The organism is Mesorhizobium sp. M0152, assembly GCF_040322415.1.
Taxonomy (GTDB): Bacteria; Pseudomonadota; Alphaproteobacteria; order Rhizobiales; family Rhizobiaceae; genus Mesorhizobium.
In genome coordinates this window covers 23814-48067 of sequence record NZ_JAMYTH010000036.1, presented here as the reverse complement: position 1 = coordinate 48067, position 24254 = coordinate 23814, and the positions used below count along the sequence as shown (strand labels likewise).

Genomic DNA, 24254 nt, shown 5'->3' with positions numbered 1-24254 from the left:
TAAGATTTTATTGCAATTTCATTTACTTGTAGAAGTTCAGCCGCGATCGGCGGCTCTGCAGCGCGGCACGATCACCAATTTCGTATCCAGCTGGCGTTTACGCCGATGTCCGCTTCGCAGGGCGTCTTCCCCCGAGCAAGCTCCTCGCCTACGTTTGGGCCGCGAAGAACAAGCACCAAACGGGCGCCACAGGTCTCGTGGCGGCTGGATTAGAAGTTCTTGCCCAGGTTGACCAGGAACCCGTTGTCGGTATCGCCATCGCTGCCGAACAGGCCGCGATATTCCAGCCGCACGTTGAAGTCCTGCACCGTCTGCACATTCACGCCGAGGCCGAGCATGAAGCGGTCCTTGCCGAGCCCGTCGATCGAGGTGTGATAGATCGGCCCGCCGAACATGTCGGCGTAGTTCATGGTGATCGCGCTCTCGCCCTGGAAGTCGTGCTGGTACTCTAGCCTCACCTGCGGTGAAACCACGCCGAAGTCAGCGGCGAACCTGTAGGCGAGCGTCAGGCCGAGATTGCCGGTGGTGGTACTGATGTCCTGCTCGCCATAGTGCAGGGCCGAGGAGGGATCGCCACTTTCGGCGAAGGCATCCAGCGTCGCCTTCGCCACGTCGAGACGCGCATAGGGCGAAATCTGCCATTCCTGGATCTCGAACTTCTTGCCGGCCGAAACCGAGGCGAACCATTGGCTACCATCGCGCTCGCCGTTGGCAAAGCCGCCGCCGGATGTCAGATAACGCTTCGAGTCGAACGACAGCCACTGATATCCGACCAGACCGTCGATGAAGTAGTCCTGGCCGGGATGATAGCTGGCATAGAGTCCCGCTGTGTAGGCCTTACCGGTGCTGCGGCTGCCATTGTCACCAATGTCGCTGACATCGCGGCCGTAACCCATGCCCAGACCGATCGCGAAAGCGCGGTTGAGGCGATAGTCGACGCCGGCGCTTAGGCCTGTGGTCTCGAACTTGTAGCCGTCGTCGCCGTCACGCTCACCGATATTGATCGAGCCTCCGGTCCAGATGGTTACCTTGCTATGGCCGAAGCTGCCGGAGCCGAAGCTTCCGGGCGTGCCCGACGTAGCGGTGTCGTCGAGAGACGATTTGAAGGGCCAGTTCGGGTCAGACGTCTGGCCGCGCTCACAGGATTCTCCCTTTGCTGCCCGCTCCTGGTCACTGCAGGTGTCGTCGAACGAGAGCACTATGCCTTGGACAAAGGCCAGGCTGTCGGTCGGTTCCTGGCCATCGTCGCTGTCATGAAGGCCTTCCAGACGCTGCTGGAAATTGCCGATCTGCGAGGTGGCGAAACGGCGTGTCGCGGCGGTCTCGGCGTTGAGAATGCCCATGACCTCGCTGTCCAGCGTCGGATCGGGACGCTCGACGACCTCGATGGTGATCGCTGTCACCGCCGACGTCGCATAGGCATTGCTCAAAGTGAAGGTCACTGTGGCCGTACCCTGGTATGTCGCTGTCGGGGTGAAGGTGAGTTGGAACCCGTTCAGCACGGTCGCTCCAGATGAAGGGGGAGGCACCGAAACAAGGCCCGCAGAGGTAAACGGCCCGCCAACCGCATCCTTGGCAAGGTCGACCACGACTGCCTTGCCCGACACTGTCGTGACGTGCTGCGCGACAGGGACGGGTACAGGCCTGACGTTGATCGTGACGGTGGCAGGCGCTGAGGTTCCGCCTGGTCCGGTCGCCGTGTACGTCAGTGTGTCCGACCCGTTAAAGGACGCTCCCGGGGTATAAATGATGTCAGTGCCGCTGACCGACGCGGTGCCGTGCGCTGGCGCGGTGGCGACCGAAATGGAAGCGATGGTGCCGGTATCGTTGTCCGTGACGTGGATGGTCACGGCTTGGCCCTCAAGCGTTTCGGCCGTCTCCGGGTTGGCAACCGGCGGGTTGTTGCCAATCACAAGCGTATAGTTTGCCGTGCCGGTGAAACCAAGATTGTCTGTCGCCGTAACGGTGATGTTGAACGGGCCGACAACCGTCGGTGTGCCAGAAAGCGTTCCCGTCGAAGAAAGTGTTATCCCGGCCGGCAGCGCGCCTGTCGTCACCGCAAAACTGTAAGGGCTGGTGCCCCCATTGGCTGTGAGTGCCTGGCTGTAAGCGACGTTATATTGACCGGCAGGGAGGCTGGCTGGTGCCAGCCCTATGGTCGGCACTGCAACCACCAACGTATAGGCCTGGGACCCACTTGCCGCCGTGCCCGCCGTGCTGTCGGTCGCCGTCACAGTGAAGTTGAAGGTGCCGGCAACAGTCGGCGTTCCGGCTATTGCTCCGCCCGCGATGGTTACGCCTGCCGGCAATCCGCCCGCGGTGAGCGCATAGGTGTAGGGGCCGTTGCCGCCGCTCGCCGCGAGCGGTCGGCTATAGGCGATTCCGGCCGTGCCGCCTGGGATGCTGGTGGGCGATATGGTCACGGCCGGCAGGTCGATCGTTAAGCTATAGGCATGGATCCCTGTCTGGCCGTGAGCATCGCTTGCCTGGACCGTGAGCGAGAAAGTGCCCGATTGGGTAGGCGTGCCCGAGAAGGTACCGGCCGAATTGAACGACATACCGGCCGGCAGCGCGCCGGACGTCAACGAGAAAGTATAGGGCGCCACACCTCCGGAGGCGGTCACCGTGGCGGAGTAGGGCGAAGCAGCCGTAGCATTACTCAGTATTGCAGGGCCGACAATGACGGTGGGCGGCCCGACCACCAATGCGTAGGACGCCGTGACTGCAAAAGGCGCTCCGGCGCCGGTGCTGCTGTCTTGTGCCTGGAGCGTGAAATTGTAGGTGCCGGGTGCCGTGGCCGTTCCGGAGAGCAGCCCAGCCGAATTGAACGAGACGCCTGGCGGAAGCGCGCCGGCGGTGATGCCGAAGCTGTACGGACCTGTGCCGCCCGAGGCCGAGAACTGCTGGCTGAACGGCGCACCATAGGGAACGGGAATAGATCCGGGTGCCGGCGCCATGACAAGCGTTGGGGCGCTGACGGTGAGTGTGAACGGCTGTGCAATCGCGAAGGGGCCATTTCCGGTGCTGCTGTCAGTGCCTGTGACATTGAGGCCGAAGCTGCCCGCTTCTGTCGGCGTCCCGGAAACGGTCACGCTGTTGGTCGTCGTCCCTGTGGCGGAAAGGCCCGCCGGCAAGCCACTTACCGACAGTGTGTACGGCGCAGCACCACCGGATGCGGTGAAGGTCTGTGAATACGTAACGCCGACTTGGGCGGCCAAAGCCCCGGATGCCGCGACCACGATCGTCGGATTGCTGATCGTGACGGTTACTGTCGCCGGTGCGGACATTCCGGCCGTATTCGTTGCCGTATAGGTGAACGAGTCTGGACCGGCGTATCCGGCAGTGGGGGTGTAGGTTATCGATGTGCCGCTGGCCATTGCCGCGCCGTGGGCAGGCGCTGTGGCGAGCGCAACCGATGTCGGCGTTCCGGCGGTGATGTTAAGCGTGATTGGATTGGCGCTGCTGTTATAGGCGACCGTGGCCGACACGGGATTGGCAACCGGCGGAATGTTGACGATCTGGATGCCGTAGGCGCGGGGCGCGCTTGAATAGGGGCCGGTTCCCGTGCTGCTGTCAGTCGCGGTTACAGAGAAGTTATAAATTCCCTCTGCGGTCGGCGTTCCCGAAAACGCACCCGCGCCGGACAGCGATATGCCTGGCGGAAGGGCGCCGGCCGTCACTGCATATGCGTAGGGCGCGGTGCCACCGGTCGCGGGATTGAGCGAGGCCGAATAGGCCGCGCCGACCGTGCCGTTGGCAAGTGTGGTCGTCGGTAGGCTGACGGTCGGCGCGGCAACAACCAGCGTATAGGCACGTGTGCCGCTGAATGGCCCGGGCACGGTGCTGCTATCGGCTGCCTGGACGGTGAAATTGAATGTGCCGCCGGCTGTTGGCGTGCCCGAAAGTGCGCCTGTTGTCGTGTTCAAACTCAGACCGGCCGGAAGCGATCCCGCGGTGACGGCGAATGTATAAGGGCCTGTTCCACCGCTGCCGGAAATGGTCGTGCTGTAGGTCGATCCGACCGCTGCGCCGCCAGGCAGAGTGGCCGGATTAACGACGATGGTCGGCGCGGCATTGATGACGACGGTTATGTCCTGGGGGACGAACCAGACGCCCCCGGTCGAGATCGTTGTGCTGTCCTGCGACTTGACCTTGAATGTGACGGTGCCCTGAACGCTCGGCGTTCCGGAGATCAGGCCGCTGGAAGACAAGCTCAATCCAGCCGGCGGGGGACCAATCTCGACGCTGTAAGTATAGGGCGCGGTGCCGCCGCTGGTGCTGAGTTGCTGGCTGTATGCAAAGCCTACGGAGCCTGCGGGCGGGTTGGTCGGCGAAACGGCCAGCGTGGGTCCAGGGACACTCAAACTGTAGCTTTTGTCAGTCGTCAAAGGCGTGCCGGCGGTGGAATCCACCACATGCACGGTGTAATTGTAAGGGCCCGAGCCCGTTGGCGTGCCGGAAATCCTGCCGTTTGTTGCAAGGCTGAGTCCCGGGGGCAAGCTGCCGCCCCCCGGCGTATAGGTATAGGGCCCCACGCCACCGCTGGAGGAAATTGTCTGGTCGTAGAAAACGCCGACTGCCGGTGTCGGCAGGCTTGCGGGGGTAACGGTGATGGGCGAGCTGGCAGGGGAGACAGTCACATTGACCGTGACGACGCCCGCAGAAGCATCTTCAAAGGTGAAACTGTCGGACAGGGCGCCGTCGCCATTGTTGACATAGGTCAGGAGCCCAGCAGACGCGTTGTTGATGGTGACGGTGCCGTGTGCGGGCTGCACCACTCGGTCCTGCGGGTTTGTTCCGAAAGCATCGCATGACGACGCGTCGATCTGATGGAAGCCGCCAGACGCCACCGTAAACGTAATGGGGAGGGGGCAGCCGTCGGATGGAGCGGCCTGTGCCAGGGATGGCGCCAAGGCAGCCATGCCAACAAATGCAAGCATGGCAACCCATAGCAGGAAGCTGCTGGCAAGCGCATCCGAACGCCCGGCGCAATACTTTGCAGTCCGATCCAATGCACGCCCCCAATGCCGCCAATCGGTACGTTTTAGTGCCGAGGCGCAAAATATCGACCCCATAAAATCTTTAAGCCGTCTTAGAATCCTAGCTTGGTCAGCTTCTTCGGATTCTAATGCAAAGTAAATCATATAGTCTTCACCATGTCTACCTCAGGTGAAAGACTCCCCTTGCAGAATCCGTGCTTTATGAGCAATGATGAATTCAAGAAACCAAGATGTCTAATATTAGGGAATGCTAATGGCAGAATTTTTTCTCGGCCAGATCATGATGACGGGATTCGGGTTCGCGCCAAAGGGCTTCGCCTTTTGCAACGGCTCGATAATCGGCATCGCTCAGAACCAGGCGCTGTTTTCGCTGCTCGGCACCACCTACGGCGGCAACGGCACCACGACCTTCGGCCTGCCCAATCTGCAGTGCCGCACCCCGGTCGGATTTGGCCCATCCGCCGATCCGAACTGGAACCCGACGGCCTATCAGTGGGGTGAAACGGGCGGGGTTGAAAACGTCACGCTGCTGTCTCAGCAACTGCCGGCCCATAACCATGTGGGTAATGCGACCACGGCAGCGGGTGCGGCGCGCAATCCCAGCGGCGCGCTCTATGGCGCCACCACAAACGCCATCTATGCCGCACCGAATGGCCGCGCGGTTCCCTTGTCGGCTCCCACCGTCACCTATGTCGGCGGCAACCAGTCGCACCCGAACATTCAGCCTTACGAGACCATCAACTACAACATCGCGATGAGCGGGATTTTTCCGTCACGCAGTTGACGCCGCCAGCACACAATTGCCCGCCAAATCACTGCCCTGAGGAGGTCCATCGATGAGCACGCCCTTTGTCGGAGAAATCCGCATGTTCGGTTTTTCGCGCGTGCCGAACGGTTGGTTCGCCTGCGACGGAGGGGTGTATCCCATCTCGGAATATGACGTGTTGTTTACACTGATCGGCACCACCTATGGCGGCGATGGCCAGTCCACGTTCGCCGTGCCCAATCTTTCCGGTCGTGTGCCCATCCATCAGGGCACAGGGTCTGGCCTATCGAGCTATGTCCTGGGCCAGGCGGCCGGCAACGAGGACGTCACCCTGCTCCCTCAGCAGATGCCGCAGCACAATCATTCGATGACCGCGACCACGTCGAGCGCCGATGGCAAATCGGTCAACACGGCGGCCGAACTTGGTGCCATCTCAAACGACACCATGTATGTGACCGATATTGCCGGCGCTACGCCTTATGTCACCGCCCCTCAATCGACGCAGACTATCGGCGGGAACACGGCTCACGACAACACGATGCCGACGCTGACAGTGCAGTTCTGCATTGCATGGGCGGGAATTTACCCATCGCAGGGCTGAGCCCGCGCACGGGATTGTTTATAGAAACCGGTTCGCCATCCAGATCGCAAGGACATTCCAATGACTGAGCCCTTCCTCGGTGAGATACAGGTTTTCGGGTTCAGCTTCGCTCCGCGCGGGTGGGCTTCCTGCAATGGCGCCGTTGTTCCGATCCAGCAAAATTCGGCGCTGTTCTCTTTGCTTGGCACCAACTACGGCGGCAATGGCACAACCACCTTTCAACTGCCCAACTTCACCAACCGCGCCGGCTGCAACCAGGGCAGGGGCCCCGGGCTTTCAAGCCGCACCATCGGCGAGACGTTTGGCGCAACCAGCGAGACGCTGACGGTTGCACAAATGCCGGCGCACGCGCATCAGTTCACCATATACAACCAGCCGGATCTGGCCAAGAAAACGGGTTCGCCCTCTGCCGGCAATTCATTGGCCCCGCCCGGAAGCACCAGTCCTTTTGTGGCCAATGCGCAGGCGAACGCGCAATTCCTGTCCACCATGCTCGGCGCTACCGGGAACAGTCAGCCGCACGAGAATCGCCAGCCTTACCTCGCGGTGAATTACAGTATAGCGATGTCGGGGGTCTTTCCGTCCTTCGGTTGATGGCCTCCAGCAAAGCAGAAGCGTTGCCGACGTTTCCTGCCGGCGAAAGCTCCCGGCTGAGCTTTCCACGTGGCGCGTCCCGCAGGGCGACGCTCGCGGACATTCCATTTCTGCGCCGGCTCTACTGGTCATTCCGCATGGAGGAAATGGAACCCGTGCCTTGGCTGCAGGAGATGAAGCGGGCTTTCATCGACGGGCAATTCGCCCTCCAGCACCGCCACTATGTCAGCGTGTTTTCAAACGCCGATTTCCTGATCCTTCAGGACAAGGGCAAGCCGATCGGACGGCTCTATGTCGATACCAGCGCCGAGCGTTGGCATATCATCGACATCGGTTTTTTGCCGGAATGGCGCAAGCGTGGCCGAGGGATCGCCCTGCTGAAGGCAATGCAACGCCAGGCGCAAACCTCCGGGGCATCGGGGGTATTCCTGCATGTCGAGCGACGCAACATCCGCGCACAGGCTCTCTACCGCCGCCTTCAGTTTCAGGAAGTCGATGCTACCGATACCCATATCGGAATGGAGTGGTCTACGGCCTGACCGGCCTTGCTTGTCCGGTCGACCGGATGCACTGTCAATTGAAGATTGCCTGATAGACAATGCCTTCCTTGTCCCTGGCGACAGGGACAAGGAACATTTCGAGGCTGCCCAACGTCGCATTCTTCAGCTTGTAGAGCTTTTGCGGTAGGACGATCGGTGAGCCGCTTCGAAACATCAGGGAAAAGGGCGATCGCCGAATTCCGGGAAATCCGCTTTCCGGCAGCGGCCGCGCCTCTGACAGCGTCATGGGCAGCGAACTCTCCCCCATGTCGAGGTCGAACGCGCTGCCGACGCAAACGGCGAAATGCTCCAGCGTCACAAGTCCCATGAGCTCTCCGATTTCCCGCACTTTGTGCCTCTCAGGCAACCATCCCATGGTCGGGTCGTGGACGGCACGCCGATCGGCTCGATTGATACCGTGTTCTGGCACGGCATGAAAGTTCTTGCGAGCCCTTCCTTCCGGCAAGATGTGGCTTCTCGATCCAAGCATTGTTGGTCGACTGTAGTGTCACTGTGGGAGGTGCGTCCTCAGTCTTTGGAATATTCGCCAGGGCGGATCCTCAAACAGTAGACTGACAGCATAGAACTCCCCCAGTTGAATTCATGGGGATAGTTGTTGCCGCTGGTCGTCGCATGATAGCCGGCAGGGGCCGATTTGGCGGTTCCGGGTCTGTATTGCCATACTGCGAAATCAATGCGATCGCATCGGGATTGTTGCCGTTTGCATCCCGCGGGCCACCGATGATGGCGAACAGGCAAAGAGCGCCCGAGTTCGCGTGGACGGGACTGACCTCATGCGATGCCGGCTATATTAGCTTCGCCTCGTCGAAGGCCGGCCACACCAGCCCGATCATTGCTGTGGTGCATCAGGTGCTGGGGCTGCTGCCCGAGCTGTCGGTCGCGGAAAACATCGGCATCGTGCATGCAAGGTCGGGCTGGTCGCAAATCAGCCGTCGGCGCATGCGCGAAATCGCCCTTGGTGCGCTCCGGCTGACCGATGCGATCGGCGAAGAGATCATCGATTTGCCGGCACGCAAACTGTCCCTCCACGAGGGCCAGATCGTCGAGCTCGCTCGTGCACTTTCAACTGGAGCGGAAGTGCTGCTTCTTGACGAGCCGACGGCCAACCCAACCGCCGGCGAGACGGCCAACCTTTTCTCGGTGCTGAAGCGGTTAGTGCAGGAGGAAGGCATCGGCATGCGCTCAACTGGCCGTTCTCGCCAGAGGAAACGTTTGCCAGGTTGATCTCGGGTGACTCTCAAGCTTGCGCCGGCCGGCTAAACGCGACGGCATGAACACCGCGACCGTCAGCTATAAGCGTGATCGTTTCCGCCGCAGACGATCACTTAGGACGACAGTGTCGGGTTTACGACGATGTCGGAGATCGGACACAGATGGGGCGGCTCACCACCACATTGTAATTGAAAGCTTTATTCCTTTGGCACGGTTGGTGCGGCGAACGATTCGCAAACATGCAGGCCACCCAAAAGAGAGGTGGGCGTCATCCGGATTCTTGCGTTAACGGTCCACTCGGAGTGGCAGCCGACGGGCGCGGGCGGATGCCGGCCGTCCCGATTGTATCGATTCCGGTCTGCAGAAAACAGGAAGCGGATTAGAGGGACAACCAGCATGAACTCGAATTTGAAACGGTTGGCCAAGGCAACTGCCATCGCCTTGCTCTGGACGGTCAGCGCTGCGTGGGCGCACGAAGGTATGTGGATGCCGGGCCAGACTGCGGAAGTGGGCGCGGCCATGCGCGCGGATGGGCTCCGGATCGACCCCGCACAGCTGGGCCGTCTGGACGTTGGCCCGCTCAACGCGATCGTATCACTTGGCGGATGTTCTGCCTCCTTCGTCAGTCCACAAGGGCTAGTCGCAACCAATCACCACTGTGTGTTCGGATCCATCCAATACCACAGCAAGGAGGGTCAGGACTATCTCACAAACGGCTTTCTGGCGAAGAGCGTGGACGAAGAATTGCCTGCGGCGCCTGGCAGCCGCATCTATGTGATCGAGCATATGCGGGATGTGACCGCCGACATGCTCAACGGCGTCTCGGACAAGCTGAACGGCTTTGCCCGCTATGAGCGGCTCGACACAAACCGCAAAACGCTGATCGCCGCATGTGAAGAACAGCCCAATCGCCGCTGCGAGGTATGGGCCTATTATGGCGGCGCCTCCTACTATCTGGAGCAGAAACTCGAAATTCAAGACGTGCGCCTTGTCTATGCGCCCGCGCTTGGCATCGGTAACTTCGGGGGCGAGACGGACAATTGGATGTGGCCGCGTCACACAGGCGACTTCGGCTTTTATCGCGCCTATGTCGCTCCTGATGGTTCCGCCCGTCCATATGCGCGCGACAATGTTCCTTACCGGCCGAAGATCTGGCTGCCCATAGCCCGTGACGGGGTCAAGGAAGGCGATTTCGTCATGGTCGCCGGCTTTCCGGGGTCCACCAATCGGTTGCGCACCGCCGACGAAGTCCGGTTCAATTTCGCGCACTACGAACCGCTGCTGCAGCGTTTGCTGTCGGACTATGCCGCCCAGATCAGGCAAGCCACGACAGGCAATCGCGAGGCGCAGATCCGCTACGCCTCCATCCTGCAAGGCGCGGAAAACTACGAGAAAAAGCTGGCGGGCGATCTCGCCGGGGCCGATGCAATTGGGCTCGAGGCGCGCAAGGCCGCCGAGGAGAAAGCTTATCGCGACTGGGTCGCTGACGATCCTGCCCGGCAGGCGCGCTATGGAGCAGCAATCCGCGAACTGGACGCCATAGTGGCCGAGAATAGCCGGGCCTCACTTGAGGAGCTGCGGCAGGCGCTGCTGGACCGCGCGCAAATCCTCTCATCCGCGCGCGGTCTCTATCGCTGGGCCAAGGAGCGCGAGAAGTCTGACGAAGACCGTGAAAGCGGATTTCAGGATCGCGACCGTAACCAGACCGTGGATCAACTGATGCAGATCGAACGCCGTTATCTGCCCGACATCGATCGCAACCTCTTCGAGGCCGCGCTCGATGAATATCGCCGGCTGAACGAAAAGGACCGCGATACTGCGTTCGAGACCGCTTTGGACCAAATCGGCCTTGACCGACTTTATGCAGACACCAAACTCGCTGACACGGCCACGCGGCTCGGCTGGCTCGACAAGCCCGCGGCTGCTTTCGAGCTGTCGGACGATCCTTTCATCAAGCTGGCGGTCGCACTATACCCCGGCGATATAGCTACGGAGCGCGCGGCCAAGGACCGCGCCGGCCGCACGCAGGCAGCCCGGGCGACTTATATGCAGGGCCTGCGTGCCTATCGGCAGTCGATCGGCCGGTCCGTGTATCCCGACGCCAATGGATCGCTGCGCATCACCTGGGGTAAGGTGACAGGACGCACGCGCGACGGGCAGATCTGGACGCCCTTCACCACGGCCGAGGGACTTCTAGCGAAGCACACTGGCAAAGGTGAGTTCGATGCGCCGGATGCCGTAGTTGCCGCGATTCGGGCCAAGGACTATGGCCCATATGTCGCGCCAATGCTGGGCACGTTGCCGGTCGACTTCATGTCCACCGTCGACATCACCAACGGCAACAGCGGCTCGGCGACGCTGAACGGGCGTGGCGAGTTCGTGGGTCTCGCTTTCGACGGCACACTCGAGGGCGTGATCTCGGACTGGGCTCCCGACGCGGACCGCGACCGCGCCATCCATGTCGACAGTCGCTTCATGCTGTGGACCATGGACAAGATTGACGCGGCGGGCCGGCTGCTCAAGGAAATGGGAGTGCGGCCGTCATCGCGCTCCTGTGCGGATAGAAAACGTTGATAAATGTCAGGGTCTTGTTGCAATGGCCGAATGGGAGGCGCAGAGAGGTCTGGCACGAGGCCAATCACGCGGCAAGGCGAGGCTCGGCTGTTGCTTACGCATCATTGACGCTTGCGTGGTGCTGCCGGACGATGTTCCGCCTCAGCAGTTCACGCCGTCAAAACTTTGGCAACTCGTTTCCGACCTCGATGCGTCTATCCGAGTGTACCCGTTGCGCCGCTCCGCGTTTGAGGCCAAGAGGGACGATATAGACAGCCTGAGCCACGACATTGCACGTGATGGATACCGGCCTGCGCGAACGGCTGAGCACGGCGAATGTGATGCAGACCGAAACTGACGGGGCGATAGCCGAGATGGTCGCTCGCAAGCTGGTCGTGCGGCTGGATGCGCGGCTGATTGGGCTCCCGCTTCATATATGCCAATGCCCGCGCCGACCGCGTTTCCAGGAGGCTATTTCGACCGACGTGTCACGCCCGTGAGTTCCGCCACGTACATGAGGACAACCGCGATTTGCATATTCGCAGGGCGAAAGCCCCGTTCCTGTCTGAACTGCTTGGTCAGATAAAATACTGAACACTATGGCAACGAGCGCAGAGAGCCATATGCTCGTCGTGGTCTTGAGCATTCGAACCAAGCGATGCAACTCACATCGCGGTTAACGTGGAGTCTGCTTGTTGCGCTCGCACTTTGTGTAGCTGGCGCGATGGCTTGGGGGTTTGTTGGCGGGCTCGCCTTCCATACCAAAGGGTCAAGGTATTTCGGCGATGCATTCCTCGAGACGCGCCAGGCTGAACTTCGCATTGCGAAATTCATGTCCGGCTTCGAAACGCCGACGGCGCCCATTGGTGCGGTCACTATGAGGTCGCGCTTCAGTTCGGCAATGCGCCGCGGACCCTGTCGACCCTCGTCCTGATGCAACGCCTTGGTCCACCCACACCCGCGCATCGGTCTTCCTGGCACACCAAAAGCCATGAGGGGGTAGCCACCGAGATTCCAATTCCGGCAAGCCGAAACGCTCTAATTTAACATCGGCGCCGCTTGGGAAGAAGCGCTGGGCCTCCGGACCTGACGTGGCGTCGGCCCATGAGCGGCAGCGCCAAAGCGCAGTCACAGGCCCCTCAAGCGCCGGGCAGCGCGCCCTTCGCCGACATCGCGTAGAAATCAGCAGGATGGCCAGCCCCACGCCGCACGCGGTCAGGATAAGGCTCGCCGTGAAGATGCAGTTGGCGCGTTCGTAGGTGTGTCCGCGCAGCGAACTCATGTCGAGCTGAAACGCGATGCCGAAGAGGATCGGCACAACGGTGAACAGATCGTAGAATCGCCATGGCCTGGGTTAGCAGCCCAATGCGTGACGAAGCCGGGCGAAAAGGCAAGCAAGATCCCCCCGACGGTGATTGTACCGTTGCGAAAAATCGTCTCGATCCCTTCGGATGGTTGTCGTTCAAGTGCTCTCCCCTCCATCAGCCGTAGCAGGCGCGGTCGACATTAAGCTCTCAGATCCCTGTACATCGCCGCCAATTGGTCAAGGGCCGAGCACCGAAGCCATACGGCACCGTCTCAGGTTGCGCTGCCCCTCCTTTGCGGCTGGTGGCGCAGAAGCAAAGCGCGCGTTTGATGTCATGGATGGCCCTGAAAATCGGCGTCGCCGCGATCGAGGCGGCGCGGCACGGTTGATGCTCCATCGCGTCTTGTAGCCAGATCGCTGCCGGAGCGTGTTCGCGTTGCCACCTAACTGCGACGTAGAACGCTCTCCGACGCTCGAGGGCGGACAACCCCGATTTGGCGCCGCCTGTGGCGAGCAGTTCGAAGTTCCATTCAATCGAAACCAAAGAGGAGACGACAGTGGCGAAGGCGAAAGGTTCGGCGAAGAACGCCAAAGCGGAGGGAAGCAAATCGGTTTCCGTTTGGGAGGACGATCCCGGAACGGGGATACTGGTTAGCCGACCCATTCCAGACCTTTCCAAGAAGCCTCTTGCTTTTGGGTTTCCCGAGCCTGCTCCAAAGCCGGGCGTATACCCTCCCGGAGCGGCCGATTTCAGGTATTGGACCGCAGCGGAAGCGTTGCGACGGGGCGCGGACTTCTGGTCGGTGCGCGTTCCGCTGACGAAGTGGCAGGTCGGCGCGACCCTAAAGGTCATCCTCGACGAAGGAGACGATCTCAATGCCTACTACGATCGCGAGGCCCTTAACTTCTTCCACAGCCCCTCTCGAACAGGTACCGTTTATTCGGGAGAGAGCCCCGATGTAGTTTGCCACGAGATGGGACACGCGGTACTGGATTCCTTCAAGCCGGAGTTGTGGGACGTAGGCAGCCAGGAAGTCGCGGCATTCCATGAATCGTTCGCCGACATCAGCGCGATCTTGTCGGCCATCCAGCTACCGTCGCTTCGCATCAGCATACTGCATGATACCGGCGGCCGCCTTTACAGGAATTCGCGGCTTTCTCGCCTCGCCGAACAGATCGGCGCTGCCATCCGCGCGCAGCATCCGGACGCTGTAGATGCGGACTGCCTGCGGAATGCGGTGAATTCCTTTGCGTACCAAGACCCGAGCACGCTCCCCAATTCGGCCCCGGCAGCACAGCTTTCCTCGGAGCCACACTCGTTTTCGCGCGTTTTTACAGGCGCGTTCTTCGAGTCGCTCGGCACGGCCCTTTCCGCCAAGGCGCAAGATCCCACGATGCCGACGGAGGCTGAATTGCTCTCAGTCGCAAGCGATCTGGCCGGCATTCTCATAAGCGCGATCAAAGCTTCGCCGGTGGTGTCCAACTGGTACGCCCAAGTGGCCGCGAATATGGTGATCGCAGCTGGCCCGGTGGATGCTAGATATCCGCCGATCATCAAAGCAATCTACGTGCGTCGTCTGATCCTCTCTCTGCACTCCGCAGCGAGCATTGCCTCTGTCCCAACCGCGCGAGCTGCTGGCCCTGCCGCTGCTGCCGCACAGGAAGACCTGGCCGAGACAGCGTTGCCGGCAGTTGACTACGGGATCAACGGGGTGCTCTTCGTCAGGACGCCATCACAGAGAGACCATTTTGTCGCATTAAGCGCCGCCGGTGACTTGTCGCCGGTACAACCTCTCAGCGCAGCGACCGCGGCTCAGATGTTCGTCGACGATCTGTTTAGCCGAGGTCGTGTGGACTATGACGATGTGGTCTTGCCTGAGGCTCGGCTGGATCACGGACGTAAGCTAAAGTCACATCGGCTGGTAACGACCCCCGGCGGCGCGCGCTTGGATAGGCTGCTATTCGATTGCGATTGTGGATGCCTATGATAAGCTAGACAATATGATCGTGCGAAATCATAGAGAGAGCGAAGGTGCCGTCTAAAAGGAAGGCCGATCTTATAGTCCCGAACGACTCCGAGAAAGCAGCGTTCGTGCGAGGTATGATCGAACGGGGCGAAGCCGTACAGGCCAATCCCGACGGTTCTTTGCCTCCAGGGGCCACCCATCTTATTGTCGGGAAGACAGAGAATGGACTGCCGATCGTCAAGCGTGCCAGATTCAGCGCGTTTTAGTGCCCGAAAACTGATGCTCGGTTCCGAAGTCATAGGTCCGCCTAGCGCGTCAGCTTGGTCGTTCGGCATACCCTATCCGTGCGGCAAAAGCGGACATGAGCGAGCAGGCTAGGCGGCACGTTTTGCTCCACAATCGCCGTCGTGCCAGTTGCAAGGACAGGGCAGCGATCGAGCCTGATTGCGCGGCGAGCATTTCCATTATGGTCCGTCGTATACCAAAGAAAGGTTTCGACGGGCGTGATGAATTTATTCGCCGCGCTCTTCACATGCCGCGCGTTCTTCAGTTGAGGCCGACGCCGCTGCCAGAAAGCTGTCTCCCATCGCGCGGCGGCGGCGTAGTGGGCAGCAAGCGCGGGCGTGTAGTCGGCAAGGCCTTGCGCGGCGATCATCCCATAGCGCGCGCGGGCGAGGTCATCGCGTCCGTCGGCCATGTCCGACGCGGCATAGGCGGCGAGGATGCCCGAGCGCAGCGCATGCATGATGCCGCGCGACGACAACGGGTGGCGGCGAGCAGGCAGTCGCCCGCCGCCACCCAGCGCTCACCCGTGGCCGGATCGATCGTGGCCGTTCCTGCCGATCTGATCGACGCCGAGGTTTCGCGTGCGCCTGGGGGTAGGAGCGGGGCGATTAATTGCGTCGCCGCCAGTGCGCCGTACCAGGATTGCGGATCGCGCAGTTCGCTGCCCAGTGGGATCGGTCAGGCACGCCACCATCCGGCGTCCGCCAGGCAAGTCGGCGCTGTACCACCAGCCCTCGGGCCGGGCCTCGATGACCATGCGGCAAGCGCCCGGCGCGCGGTCGAAGAAGCGGGTGTATGCGGCGAGGTGGCCGTGCACACGAAGCTTCGCGCCGAAGGATCGCGCCAGCCGCCAGCTGCGGCCGGTCGCCCAGATCACGGCGCCGGCGACAATGTCCCCGTCGGCGAGGTTGAGCCGCCGGCCTTGGCCCTCACGCTCCGCCGAACGCACCTCACACCCAACTCGCACCTGCGCGCCTGCCGCCGCTGCCGCCTGCACCAGAAGCCGATCGGTCGAGTTGCCAGCCGGCGCCCTGGGCGGAGATATGCTGTGCCGCTCGTCCTGCGCCTCGCCGGCCCATGCCGAAAGGACCGCGCGGCTCGCCAAAAAAGCTCTCTCGAGGAAGGGTGTTCAAACGCCGAGCTGGCGCAGCAGCCCACGCGCCACCGCCGGCAACACCTCCCCGGTTTTATCAGGTGGTGCCGGCCTGCCTCGAACAGGACGACGCGCCGGTCAGGCGCGTGCCGACGCAACGTCAACGCCGCCGCCGCACCCGCCGGCCCGCCACCAATGACGACGAAATCAGCCTGCTCGCACGGCATAGAAGGATGCCATCACCCCTCCCGGGTTGGTGCTGCCGCCGTCGCCCCGAATGCGGGATCGTGCGCACCACCGATCCGACGATCGCCGGCACTTCCAGCAGGTCGGTGCTGTCGGCCAGACGGGCACCAGCCAGCCGATATAGTCGTACATCCACTCTTCGCCGCCGACCACGCCCTTGCCCTGAAAGCGCACCTGCATCGGCAAGCCGTAACCGAAGCTGCCGCGCAGATCGAGCGACCATCCCGGCCCGCCGATCGTGCCTGAAAGCTCGATTGCGGATTGCTCGACGATGGCCAGCGTGCCTTCGCCGAATAGCAAATCGTTGGCCGCCTTGCTGATATCGGGATCGTTTAGGAAGCTGCGATAGGCCCAGTTGCCGACAAAGGGATTGCTCATCGTCATTCTCCCGAATCTTCGACGCAGATGTATTTGCTTCCGGGCGAGGGCTGATCGAGCCGGCCCGCCGGATTGCAGACGACGGAGCCGAGCTTCGACCATTCGGTCACCATCTTGATGTCGCCGGCAAGCGTCTGCGGAATGCCGCGCGCCCAGTTGCGGAACTGGAAGTCCTTGCCGACGGTATAATAGGCCTGCATCGGCCGATGCGCAGGCCACCACAAAGTCTCCCACACGCGCCGCTCGCGCTCCATCAGCGTGTTGCCGACGCTGTCGGGATAAAGGACGTTCCATTCCTCGTATGTGACGTCGATCGTCTGGGTGGAGCATTCGTTGAAATCAGCCTGCCATGGCAGCCCGCTGAGCTTGGTCAGATCACCGGGCTGCAATCCGACATCGAGATCGCTGCCGAGCGACAGCGGGTCGGGGGCATAGGCGATATGGCCGTCCTCGCTGACGCCCGCTCCCCACCGATTGGCATTCTCCTGCGCGGCGGTGAGCGCGAAGCTGTACCATTCGGGGTCGGCCTTGATGCGATAGGGTTCGCGCCAGATCGCTGGGTTGCGAATGATCCACGTCACCTCGCCACCCGGGCAGAAGGCACCGCTGAGTCCGTTCGAGAGCACGCCCTGGTCCAGACCGAGGCAACCCGGCACGTTCCAGTCCTTGTAGGGCTGCCACGGGTCGATGGCCGGCGCGAAGCCTGCATCCACCTCGTCGATGAAGATGCCCGCCGCCCATTGCTTGAGCAGGAAGAGCTGCGTGCCGATCAGACGCAGGAACTTGCTTACCGTCTTGTTGGTGATCGGATTGTCGCCGGCAAGCAGCGGCATCAGCGGCAGCTGATACGTCCGAGTCGCTGGATTGGCGTCGAGCTGAACGCCAGCCGGCGCATCGCTGCCGCAATCGGCTCGTCCGGATCAGTGGTGCGATCCGGCTGGGCCGGCTCCTGCCTCGAAGACGACCGGGCAAGCGCGAGCATTCGCTTCTTGGGCGGTGCGGCGGCAGCGGCGATGCCTTCGATAACGTCCGTGACCGCTGTATGGAACGCGTTGCGCGCTGCCGCATAGGCGGTGTCCGCCGCTGTGTCGTTCTCGCTGAAAACCTGTTTCCAGCGCACAATATAGGCCTGCGGGAGTTTCATCATCCTGGGGCGGGCATACAGCCGCGCTAAACGCCGCTGCTGCCCGCCTGAGCGCGGCGGCGGCATCGCCAACCACGGCATCTCTACCGCGCCCGGCGCCTGCGTTGCATCGAGCAGCATCAGGCTAGGTTCCACTGCCGCCTCGAGCAACCGTCCGCCGACATGATCCTTGGCGCGAAGTTCCTTCTGCGCCAGCGCACGTGGTGCGATGCGCGGCAGGATGCAGAGGCGATAGGCATCGAACGCCCCCCGGCTGGACTGGTTGTGCGGAAAGTTCGACTGCTGGAGGATGTTGGCGAAGTAGGAGAATTCATCGGCACGGAAAATGATCGGCCAGATGTCGCGCCAGAACCATGGACGATAGGCTGGGCTCTATTCCACCGGTCCAGCTTTCCAGTGAAGCAGGGCTGCGGTCTCGGTCGGATCGATCTTTCGCGGCGCGTCAAACGTGCCTGATGTGCCAAACATGTCGGTGCGATAGGCGAATTCGCGGATCGACATGTCCTCGACCACATCTTCCAGCGTGATCATGTCGAGCACTTCCGGCGCGTAGCGGGGATATCCGTGCTGCGCAGATCTGTGCTCCGGCCACTCAAATGCACCCTGACCGGATCTACCCGATCCGTTCGATCAAGGACAATTTGTCCGATACCTAACAATTTTGTCTCCTCGGAATTTTAGGTGCATTCATCAAGCACACTCCGACCTCCTATCAAAAACCCCAGCAAAAAAGGCATATAGCGATTCGCTGGGCGAGATTGGCGGCTACATCCTCAACATGGTGCGCCCGTTGCGGGTCATCTGCCGCAAGCCTTTGAGGGTTGCGATCAACCAAAGGAGATTGACCTATGCCGAAGGAAAAAAAACCAGGATATCTACATCAACCAGACGTTCTGCGGAGCTTGGCTGCTCAGCTTCGTGATGAGGCTTCGCGAGCCGAGGCGCGGGCGCAGCGGCTGACAGACGGGGTTGAAGCAGCCGCCTGTCTTCCCGGCTGCTGGAACGTCCTGTCTACCTGCATTCAGGTCCAGCCTCTTTAAGTGGTGCACTGGCCGGCATTGTCGTCGGCCAGCTACTTTCTTGCTTTCTTAAAAGCGCAGCTGTGCTTTGAAATCCGGATATCCGACCATGGGCCATATCGAATTGCTGCCCCAACTCAAAAAGTCGGTACGACTCAAGCCAATGCATGGCTATGCCTTGGTTCATGCTCGCCATCCATCACAGATTCGCATGGTCGATCCCTCTCACGCGTTCTTTCTGTCGCTGTGCGACAGAACACTCCTCACCTCCGAAATCGCCTATATCTATGGGCAGACATTTGGGCTTACGAATGTTGAAGCAAAGTCCCAAGTAGATCAGCTGCTTAGACTTTATCGGCAGTTTCTCACGTTCGAAGCCAAACCAAATCCAACCGAGCGATTTAGTCCACAGAAATTCCTCTACCCGGCCGATACCCCCGCCATAGAACGCGCCACCTTCGGAAAGTGGCCCGTTCCTGCGGGAATCAGTTTCACTCTCACTTTCAACTGCAATTTCAGCTGTTCGTATTGTTACCAGTATCGCCACCAGAGGAGCGACAGACGCTGGACCCTGAGCAAGTGCCTCGAACTGCTGCACGAGGCGGCGGATTGGGGAGTCGTATTTGTCGGGCTTACAGGTGGTGAGCCAACGCTTTTCGACGGCTGGCTTGAGGTAGTGGAGCGCACCCTCTCGCTGGGCATGCTTCCGGCCATGACCAGCAACGGCACGGTGATCGGAACTTGTCCGGACATTGCCCTTCGGTTGGCAGCTGCGGGCATGGAAGAAATGACGATCAGCCTAGACGTGCCTTCACCGCAGTTACACGATCAGGTTACGCGGTCTCGCGGGCACTTTCCAAAGGTGATCGACGCGATTCGGTTTTTGCGGGCGGCGGGGATTCGGGTGGTGGTCAAGAGTGTGGTGACACCAATGACCCAGAACACAGTAGAAGAGACTATAGATCTTCTGGTGGATTTGGGTGTCGCGGAAGTCGGCATCTCCTACATGGAGAGTGGGGCCATCAAGTCTCCTGCCAATCGCGCTCGCAAGGTGACCTCCAAGGACCTGGCCCGGATAAGAAATCGGATCGAGCGAAAGCGAGAGCAGTATGCACAAGTCTGCACTGTGCATACGCCGAAGGATGCAAAGGGAAAGTGGAACGACAGCGAGTGGTATCCCTGCGGTGGCATCAATATGGGGATGTCGATATTTCCGAGCGGTGACGTCTCAGTTTGTGACAAGATGCATGGGGTGAAGGCCTTTACCTACGGTAACGTGTTCAGCGCGGGACTCAAAGCAATCTGGGACAGTGAAGCGTTTGCTGTCCTTCGTGCGCGGACCGCGAACCCGAAGGTCGTTGATCCGGACTGCGCCCGCTGCAGCAAGTTGCACCTCTGTCGGACATCCTGCTTTGTTGATTCATTCAACGCCACGGGCAGCTACTTCTGCAAGGCCCCATCTTGCGGTGGTCCTTTCTTCGACTAGGTCGCAAACTCATAAGCTGGATTTCCGTTTTGTGACGGGTTCTGATTCAAGGCTTCCTTTGGAGGCTTGAATGCGTCGATACGAATTGAGCGACTTCGAGTGGGGTGTGATCCAGCCGCATCTGCCCAACAATGCTCGTGGCGTAGCGCGGATTGATGACAGGGACATTGCGGTGGCGGAAGCCGCCAATGCGCAGGCCATGTTGTCGGACAGCGAGGCCCTAATCGCCCGCCTGGAACTGGCGAAAAGCTGAGGCCCGAACTGCGCGGCCAGAATCCGAGCGTACGGCGCGACTGATCGACCAGATGGAATTGCAGCTCGAAGAGCTGGTCGTGGCTGCCACGGAAGAGTTGCCGCGCAGGCTGCTGCTGCCAGACCCCGAGCGTGCGTTCGTTCACGCGCAAACGGCCGGTACGAAAGCGCTGGCCGGAGGACATCGAGCGAGAGCGTGTTATCATTGATCCTGCGACCACCTGTGCATGCTACGGGGCTCGCGCCTGTCGAAACTGGGCGAGGACGTTACCAAGACACTGGAAGAGATCCCGCGCCGGTTCAAAGTGATCGAGACGGTACCGACGCCCGTGACTGCGAGGCGATCAGCCAGCCGCCGGCACCGTCCATGCCACGCCCACGCGGCTTCATCGGCCCTTATCTGCTGGCGACGATCCTCTTCGGCAAATTGGGAATGCACAAGCCGCTCAACCGACAAAGCACAAGGTTCAAATGCAAGGGCATCGAGCTTTCGACCTCGACGCTGGCCGATCAGGTCGGGTTTGGGACATCCGCTCTCATGCCAATCTTTGATCTTATCGAGGCGCATGTCTTCGCGGCGGAGCGCCTTGTCCGCAACATTGCGAGGACACCAGCGCTCCCGTCGCTCGCGCCGTCGCGTCAAGTCTAGCGATTGCGACAAGATAACAGAGCCTGCCAGTCGGCTTCGATCGAATCATTCGTTCGCATACTGGCTGAGGACTCGCATCTCGATTCCACCAGTCTACCCCTAAGTTAACCCCTATGGGGCGCGGGACTGCCGGTCGATTCGACCCCGATCGCATCAGCGGCCGTCGAGTTGCGCCTCTTGGGCGACCTTCGACGGAAGAATATTCCGGGCGATCTCGGCCGACTTTGAACATCGGTGACACTGTTCGGCGTTTTGACCAACGAGCTCTGCATCGGGCGTTACGTCAATAACCAGAAGACGACCAAGCTTCAGAGCCGCCCGTTCCGCAACCCCGAAAGGGTTGGCACGACGATCTTACCACGGATCATTTCGCTGCGCATTCTTGATCAGGGCGCGGAAGCGCCTGGACGAGCGGCGGCCGAAACCGCTTCCGCGCGAGGCAATGCTCGAGGGATTGCGCGACTTGTGGGTCGAGAAGGGCCGCTATCGCGAAACATCGTAGATCGGTCCCGTTCCGTTCCGAGCGTGAGGGCCTAATACGTCTTTCACTTTGGCAGCCTCCGGCAAGACAATGAGTTTGGTCACGTTGCGCCCGCCGAAAGTTCTCGAGTGGCGCCTAGCCCCCTTGATGCACGGCGATGAGTTTTTTGGCGCCTGAAGCGGCGATGTTGGTTGCCCTTGCGGTGCTTTTCACAAGCCTCATGGGCGCCGGCGATCATCCGTTGTGATGGAAGGCGGGATTTGCGGATTGAAAGGTCAGCGGGTTCGTTTTCGGGGCGTCCGGCGCCCGTCGGGCTATGTTGCGGATGCGATCGAGAACGATGCGCAGGATGCCTTGGTGGGGGCCAGGATGTCGACAAACGCTGGCGGATTTGCGTCTTGATTTCGACCACCCACTATCACGGCAGGCCAAGTTTGGGGAGATCCTCACCCGCATCGCACGGAGCGGGCCAATTGTCGATTCCCAACCCAAAAGGTCGGCAAGTTGACAATGCGTACGGTCAGAGAACGCGCAAATCAGAATTTTGAGGTTGGTACGGCGCTTGCTTGTTCACGGAAGCATCATCCGATCGCTTGTGAGAGCGAGCAACTTAAGCAAGAGCGCGAATTCATTATGCGGAAAACTGACTTAGAGCGATTCGTCAACGATTTAGGAAAAAAAGGCAGTCCGCTTGAAAACGCCAAACGGCGCGTTGGAGGGCTCGCTTCGATCGTAGCGATTGGAAAGAGCCTCAACTACAACATCACGCTTGACGAGGTTAAAAGCTACATCCGATCCAACAGCAGACAGAAGTCCAGTACGAAGAAGCTCGGCGCGATTGCAGGCCGCAAGCGCGGTTCGAGCGTTCCGGCCTTAACCAGCTTTGTACAGACCACCGCGTTGGCTAATTCCGCTGATGTATCCATGAGCCCTGCGCAACTCGGAGGAAGAACTGGCTTCGCTGCGGTCGTATTAATTGTCGTAATTGTTGTTGTGGTCGCAACATAACCGCATTGGCTCGTACGAGCCGGTCTAATGTAACATCAAAGCAAATCGCGGTCGAGGATGCGATCATGCTATCAGGCGTACAACGGGCCGCTTCAAGGGCTCACCCGTACCCTCGCGAACACTGGCAACAAATCTTTGACCAGCGCACGCCGCAGGAACGGCGAACGTTGCCTCATATCAAGCGCTTCATGGAGCGGCTGGTCGGTGATAGGAAATTCCGCACGGCCCTTTCGGAGAACCTCGACGCCCCTCGATCGGTAACAGAGCGCTACGGCATTGAAGTTGACCCAATGGAGATGCTGCCGCTCTGGTGCGGAGACTACGTGAAGCATCGCTTCAAGCCGGAGTCTGCCCCGTGGCCGCTGGCGATGATGTGGGACGAGTATATGCGCGAGATGTTGCGCCATCGCGACATGCTGCGCGCCGAGGGCGAAATGTCGATGGTGAACCCTCGCTTCCATGCCTGGCGAGAGCGCCAAATCCGCCGCTGCAACGACGAATTGGGCGAATTGGCACCGTCGGTCACGCACCCCATCATCGCTTTCGAGCTGAGTGAAGGCTGCACCGTCGGTTGCTGGTTCTGCGGCTTGTCGGCCGACCGGTTCAAGGGCTATTATGAGTATAGCGAGGAGCATGCCGGGGTTTGGCGCGGTGTGGTCGGTGTCGCGAGCGAGATGTTTGGTTCGGCAGCCCGCACCGGCTTCTGCTACTGGGCCACAGATCCGATCGATAACCCGGACTACGACCGCTTTCTGTTCGACTACCATCAAATCACGGGTGCATTGCCACAAACGACGACGGCGGCCCCGCTCAAGGATCAGGCGCTCACCAGGCGCGTGCTCGAACTGTTCAAACGTTACGGTGGCGTGACGAATCGTTTCTCCGTGCTGAGCACGAACCATCTCAATCAGATCCACGCGGCGTTTTCGCCCGAGGACCTGATGGGGGTCGAACTCATCCTGCAGGGCAAAGAGGCGCTGACCGCAAAGGCTTTCGCCGGGCGCGCGCGCGAGCGAAAGGAGAAACTCCAGGCAGCCAACAAAGATGATGCAATAGCCTTGGCGGAGGGCTATCCCACGACGATCGCTTGTGTTTCCGGCTTCCTCGTAAATATGCGGCAAGGACGTTTACAACTGGTGACGCCGGTACCGAGTAGCGAACGCTGGCCTCACGGCTACCGCATCGTGGATGAACGTTTCTTCAGCACGCCCGAGGAGTTCCGGGAAGGGCTGCAGTGCATCATCGACGAGCATATGTTCGAAAGCCCACCTGCGAACCTGCCGATCCGCTTCCGCGGAGATCTGCAATACGAGGCAGGGAACCGGTACTTCCATCTCCGCTCACGCAACATTGAACATCGGATAGATGATGATGTCGCTCCGATCTCCGTTGGCGATCTAATCGCGTGCGGCAACTGCACAGCCTCGGAGCTTATTATGCGGATCGCGACGGACGGAGCGAGCGCCCTTGCAGTCGCCGATCTACTGGACCAGTTGTACGCGGCCGGGGTGATCGAAGAGGACCTCGACGCCGTTTCGCTTGGCCGAACAGCGGTGGGATGACGGGCCGCATGGCGCTGGCTTATCTATCCGCGAGGACGCGAGTGCCTTCCGGCGACAGCAGCATGGGCAAGACGATGATCACGAAGCGCTTC

Annotated in this window: 19 protein-coding genes and 3 pseudogenes; 13 read left to right on the top strand and 9 right to left on the bottom strand. The window is 60.6% G+C overall.

The window, feature by feature from the left end:
* Positions 1-209: 209 nt before the first annotated feature.
* Entirely contained in the window at positions 210-5012 is a 4803-nt protein-coding gene (locus tag NKJ26_RS26855; RefSeq protein ID WP_352698286.1) for a putative Ig domain-containing protein, read from the bottom strand.
* A 241-nt stretch (positions 5013-5253) separates the two neighbouring features.
* Between NKJ26_RS26855 and NKJ26_RS26850 the strand changes: the two genes are divergently transcribed.
* The 4 genes from NKJ26_RS26850 to NKJ26_RS26835 are packed head-to-tail and all read left to right on the top strand — an operon-like array spanning position 5254 to position 7500.
* Positions 5254-5784: a phage tail protein gene (locus NKJ26_RS26850; protein ID WP_352606126.1), complete on the top strand. Its 531-nt coding sequence runs from the start codon at positions 5254-5256 to the stop codon at positions 5782-5784.
* Between the two features lie 52 nt (positions 5785-5836).
* Positions 5837-6367 (top strand): phage tail protein, encoded by a 531-nt coding sequence (locus NKJ26_RS26845; RefSeq protein WP_352695726.1) that lies wholly within the window; start codon positions 5837-5839, stop codon positions 6365-6367.
* Positions 6368-6427: 60 nt separating this feature from the next.
* Positions 6428-6961, top strand: coding sequence for a phage tail protein (locus tag NKJ26_RS26840; RefSeq protein ID WP_352606122.1), 534 nt, complete (start codon positions 6428-6430; stop codon positions 6959-6961).
* A gap of 23 nt (positions 6962-6984) precedes the next feature.
* The gene (locus NKJ26_RS26835; protein WP_352606120.1) at positions 6985-7500 is read left to right on the top strand and encodes a GNAT family N-acetyltransferase; all 516 of its coding nucleotides are present in this window, start codon (positions 6985-6987) and stop codon (positions 7498-7500) included.
* Between the two features lie 34 nt (positions 7501-7534).
* Here NKJ26_RS26835 and NKJ26_RS26830 read toward each other — a convergent pair whose 3' ends face one another.
* Positions 7535-7828, bottom strand: a complete 294-nt coding sequence (locus tag NKJ26_RS26830; RefSeq protein WP_352606119.1) for a DUF6916 family protein — start codon at positions 7826-7828, stop codon at positions 7535-7537.
* A 275-nt stretch (positions 7829-8103) separates the two neighbouring features.
* Here NKJ26_RS26830 and NKJ26_RS26825 point away from each other — a divergent pair, with 275 nt between their 5' ends.
* From NKJ26_RS26825 to NKJ26_RS26810, 4 genes are all read left to right on the top strand, one after another.
* The gene (locus NKJ26_RS26825; RefSeq protein WP_352698283.1) at positions 8104-8745 is read left to right on the top strand and encodes an ATP-binding cassette domain-containing protein; all 642 of its coding nucleotides are present in this window, start codon (positions 8104-8106) and stop codon (positions 8743-8745) included.
* A gap of 249 nt (positions 8746-8994) precedes the next feature.
* Positions 8995-11307 carry a S46 family peptidase gene (locus NKJ26_RS26820; protein WP_352698281.1) on the top strand — a complete coding sequence of 771 codons (2313 nt, stop codon included), beginning with the start codon at positions 8995-8997 and terminating at the stop codon, positions 11305-11307.
* A 278-nt stretch (positions 11308-11585) separates the two neighbouring features.
* Positions 11586-11786 carry a hypothetical protein gene (locus tag NKJ26_RS26815; RefSeq protein WP_352698280.1) on the top strand — a complete coding sequence of 67 codons (201 nt, stop codon included), beginning with the start codon at positions 11586-11588 and terminating at the stop codon, positions 11784-11786.
* A gap of 1363 nt (positions 11787-13149) precedes the next feature.
* Positions 13150-14580, top strand: a complete 1431-nt coding sequence (locus NKJ26_RS26810) for a gluzincin family metallopeptidase (protein WP_352698278.1) — start codon at positions 13150-13152, stop codon at positions 14578-14580.
* A gap of 286 nt (positions 14581-14866) precedes the next feature.
* On the opposite strand, the gene NKJ26_RS26805 is transcribed toward NKJ26_RS26810, so the two are convergent.
* The 7 genes and pseudogenes from NKJ26_RS26805 to NKJ26_RS26775 all read right to left on the bottom strand — a co-directional run bounded on the left by NKJ26_RS26805 (position 14867) and on the right by NKJ26_RS26775 (position 18236).
* Positions 14867-15304, bottom strand: coding sequence for a hypothetical protein (locus NKJ26_RS26805; RefSeq protein WP_352698276.1), 438 nt, complete (start codon positions 15302-15304; stop codon positions 14867-14869).
* 60 nt (positions 15305-15364) lie between these two features.
* Entirely contained in the window at positions 15365-15949 is a 585-nt protein-coding gene (locus tag NKJ26_RS26800) for an NAD(P)/FAD-dependent oxidoreductase (RefSeq protein WP_352698300.1), read from the bottom strand.
* A gap of 107 nt (positions 15950-16056) precedes the next feature.
* Positions 16057-16164, bottom strand: a pseudogene (locus NKJ26_RS26795) (FAD-dependent oxidoreductase); the annotation flags it as partial.
* The gene (locus tag NKJ26_RS26790; protein WP_352698274.1) at positions 16145-16561 is read right to left on the bottom strand and encodes a hypothetical protein; all 417 of its coding nucleotides are present in this window, start codon (positions 16559-16561) and stop codon (positions 16145-16147) included. The gene NKJ26_RS26790 and the pseudogene NKJ26_RS26795, both read right to left, overlap by 20 nt.
* Positions 16562-16563: 2 nt before the next feature.
* Positions 16564-17394, bottom strand: coding sequence for a LodA/GoxA family CTQ-dependent oxidase (locus NKJ26_RS26785; protein WP_352698272.1), 831 nt, complete (start codon positions 17392-17394; stop codon positions 16564-16566).
* Complete coding sequence (locus tag NKJ26_RS26780) at positions 17394-17825, bottom strand: hypothetical protein (RefSeq protein ID WP_352698270.1); 432 nt, start codon at positions 17823-17825, stop codon at positions 17394-17396. The genes NKJ26_RS26785 and NKJ26_RS26780 overlap by 1 nt, the downstream gene beginning before the upstream one ends.
* Before the next feature lie 252 nt (positions 17826-18077).
* On the bottom strand, positions 18078-18236 hold the full coding sequence (locus tag NKJ26_RS26775) for a hypothetical protein (RefSeq protein ID WP_352698268.1): 159 nt from the start codon (positions 18234-18236) through the stop codon (positions 18078-18080).
* 597 nt (positions 18237-18833) lie between these two features.
* Between NKJ26_RS26775 and NKJ26_RS26770 the strand changes: the two genes are divergently transcribed.
* The 5 genes and pseudogenes from NKJ26_RS26770 to NKJ26_RS26750 all read left to right on the top strand — a co-directional run bounded on the left by NKJ26_RS26770 (position 18834) and on the right by NKJ26_RS26750 (position 24162).
* Positions 18834-20210, top strand: a complete 1377-nt coding sequence (locus tag NKJ26_RS26770) for a radical SAM/SPASM domain-containing protein (RefSeq protein ID WP_352698267.1) — start codon at positions 18834-18836, stop codon at positions 20208-20210.
* Between the two features lie 70 nt (positions 20211-20280).
* Positions 20281-20379: pseudogene (locus NKJ26_RS26765) on the top strand (IS5/IS1182 family transposase); the annotation flags it as partial.
* Positions 20377-21051: pseudogene (locus tag NKJ26_RS26760) on the top strand (IS66 family transposase); the annotation flags it as partial. The pseudogenes NKJ26_RS26765 and NKJ26_RS26760, both read left to right, overlap by 3 nt.
* A gap of 1051 nt (positions 21052-22102) precedes the next feature.
* The gene (locus tag NKJ26_RS26755) at positions 22103-22600 is read left to right on the top strand and encodes a hypothetical protein (RefSeq protein ID WP_352698265.1); all 498 of its coding nucleotides are present in this window, start codon (positions 22103-22105) and stop codon (positions 22598-22600) included.
* A gap of 65 nt (positions 22601-22665) precedes the next feature.
* Entirely contained in the window at positions 22666-24162 is a 1497-nt protein-coding gene (locus tag NKJ26_RS26750; protein ID WP_352698263.1) for a radical SAM family RiPP maturation amino acid epimerase, read from the top strand.
* Positions 24163-24254 lie beyond the last annotated feature (92 nt).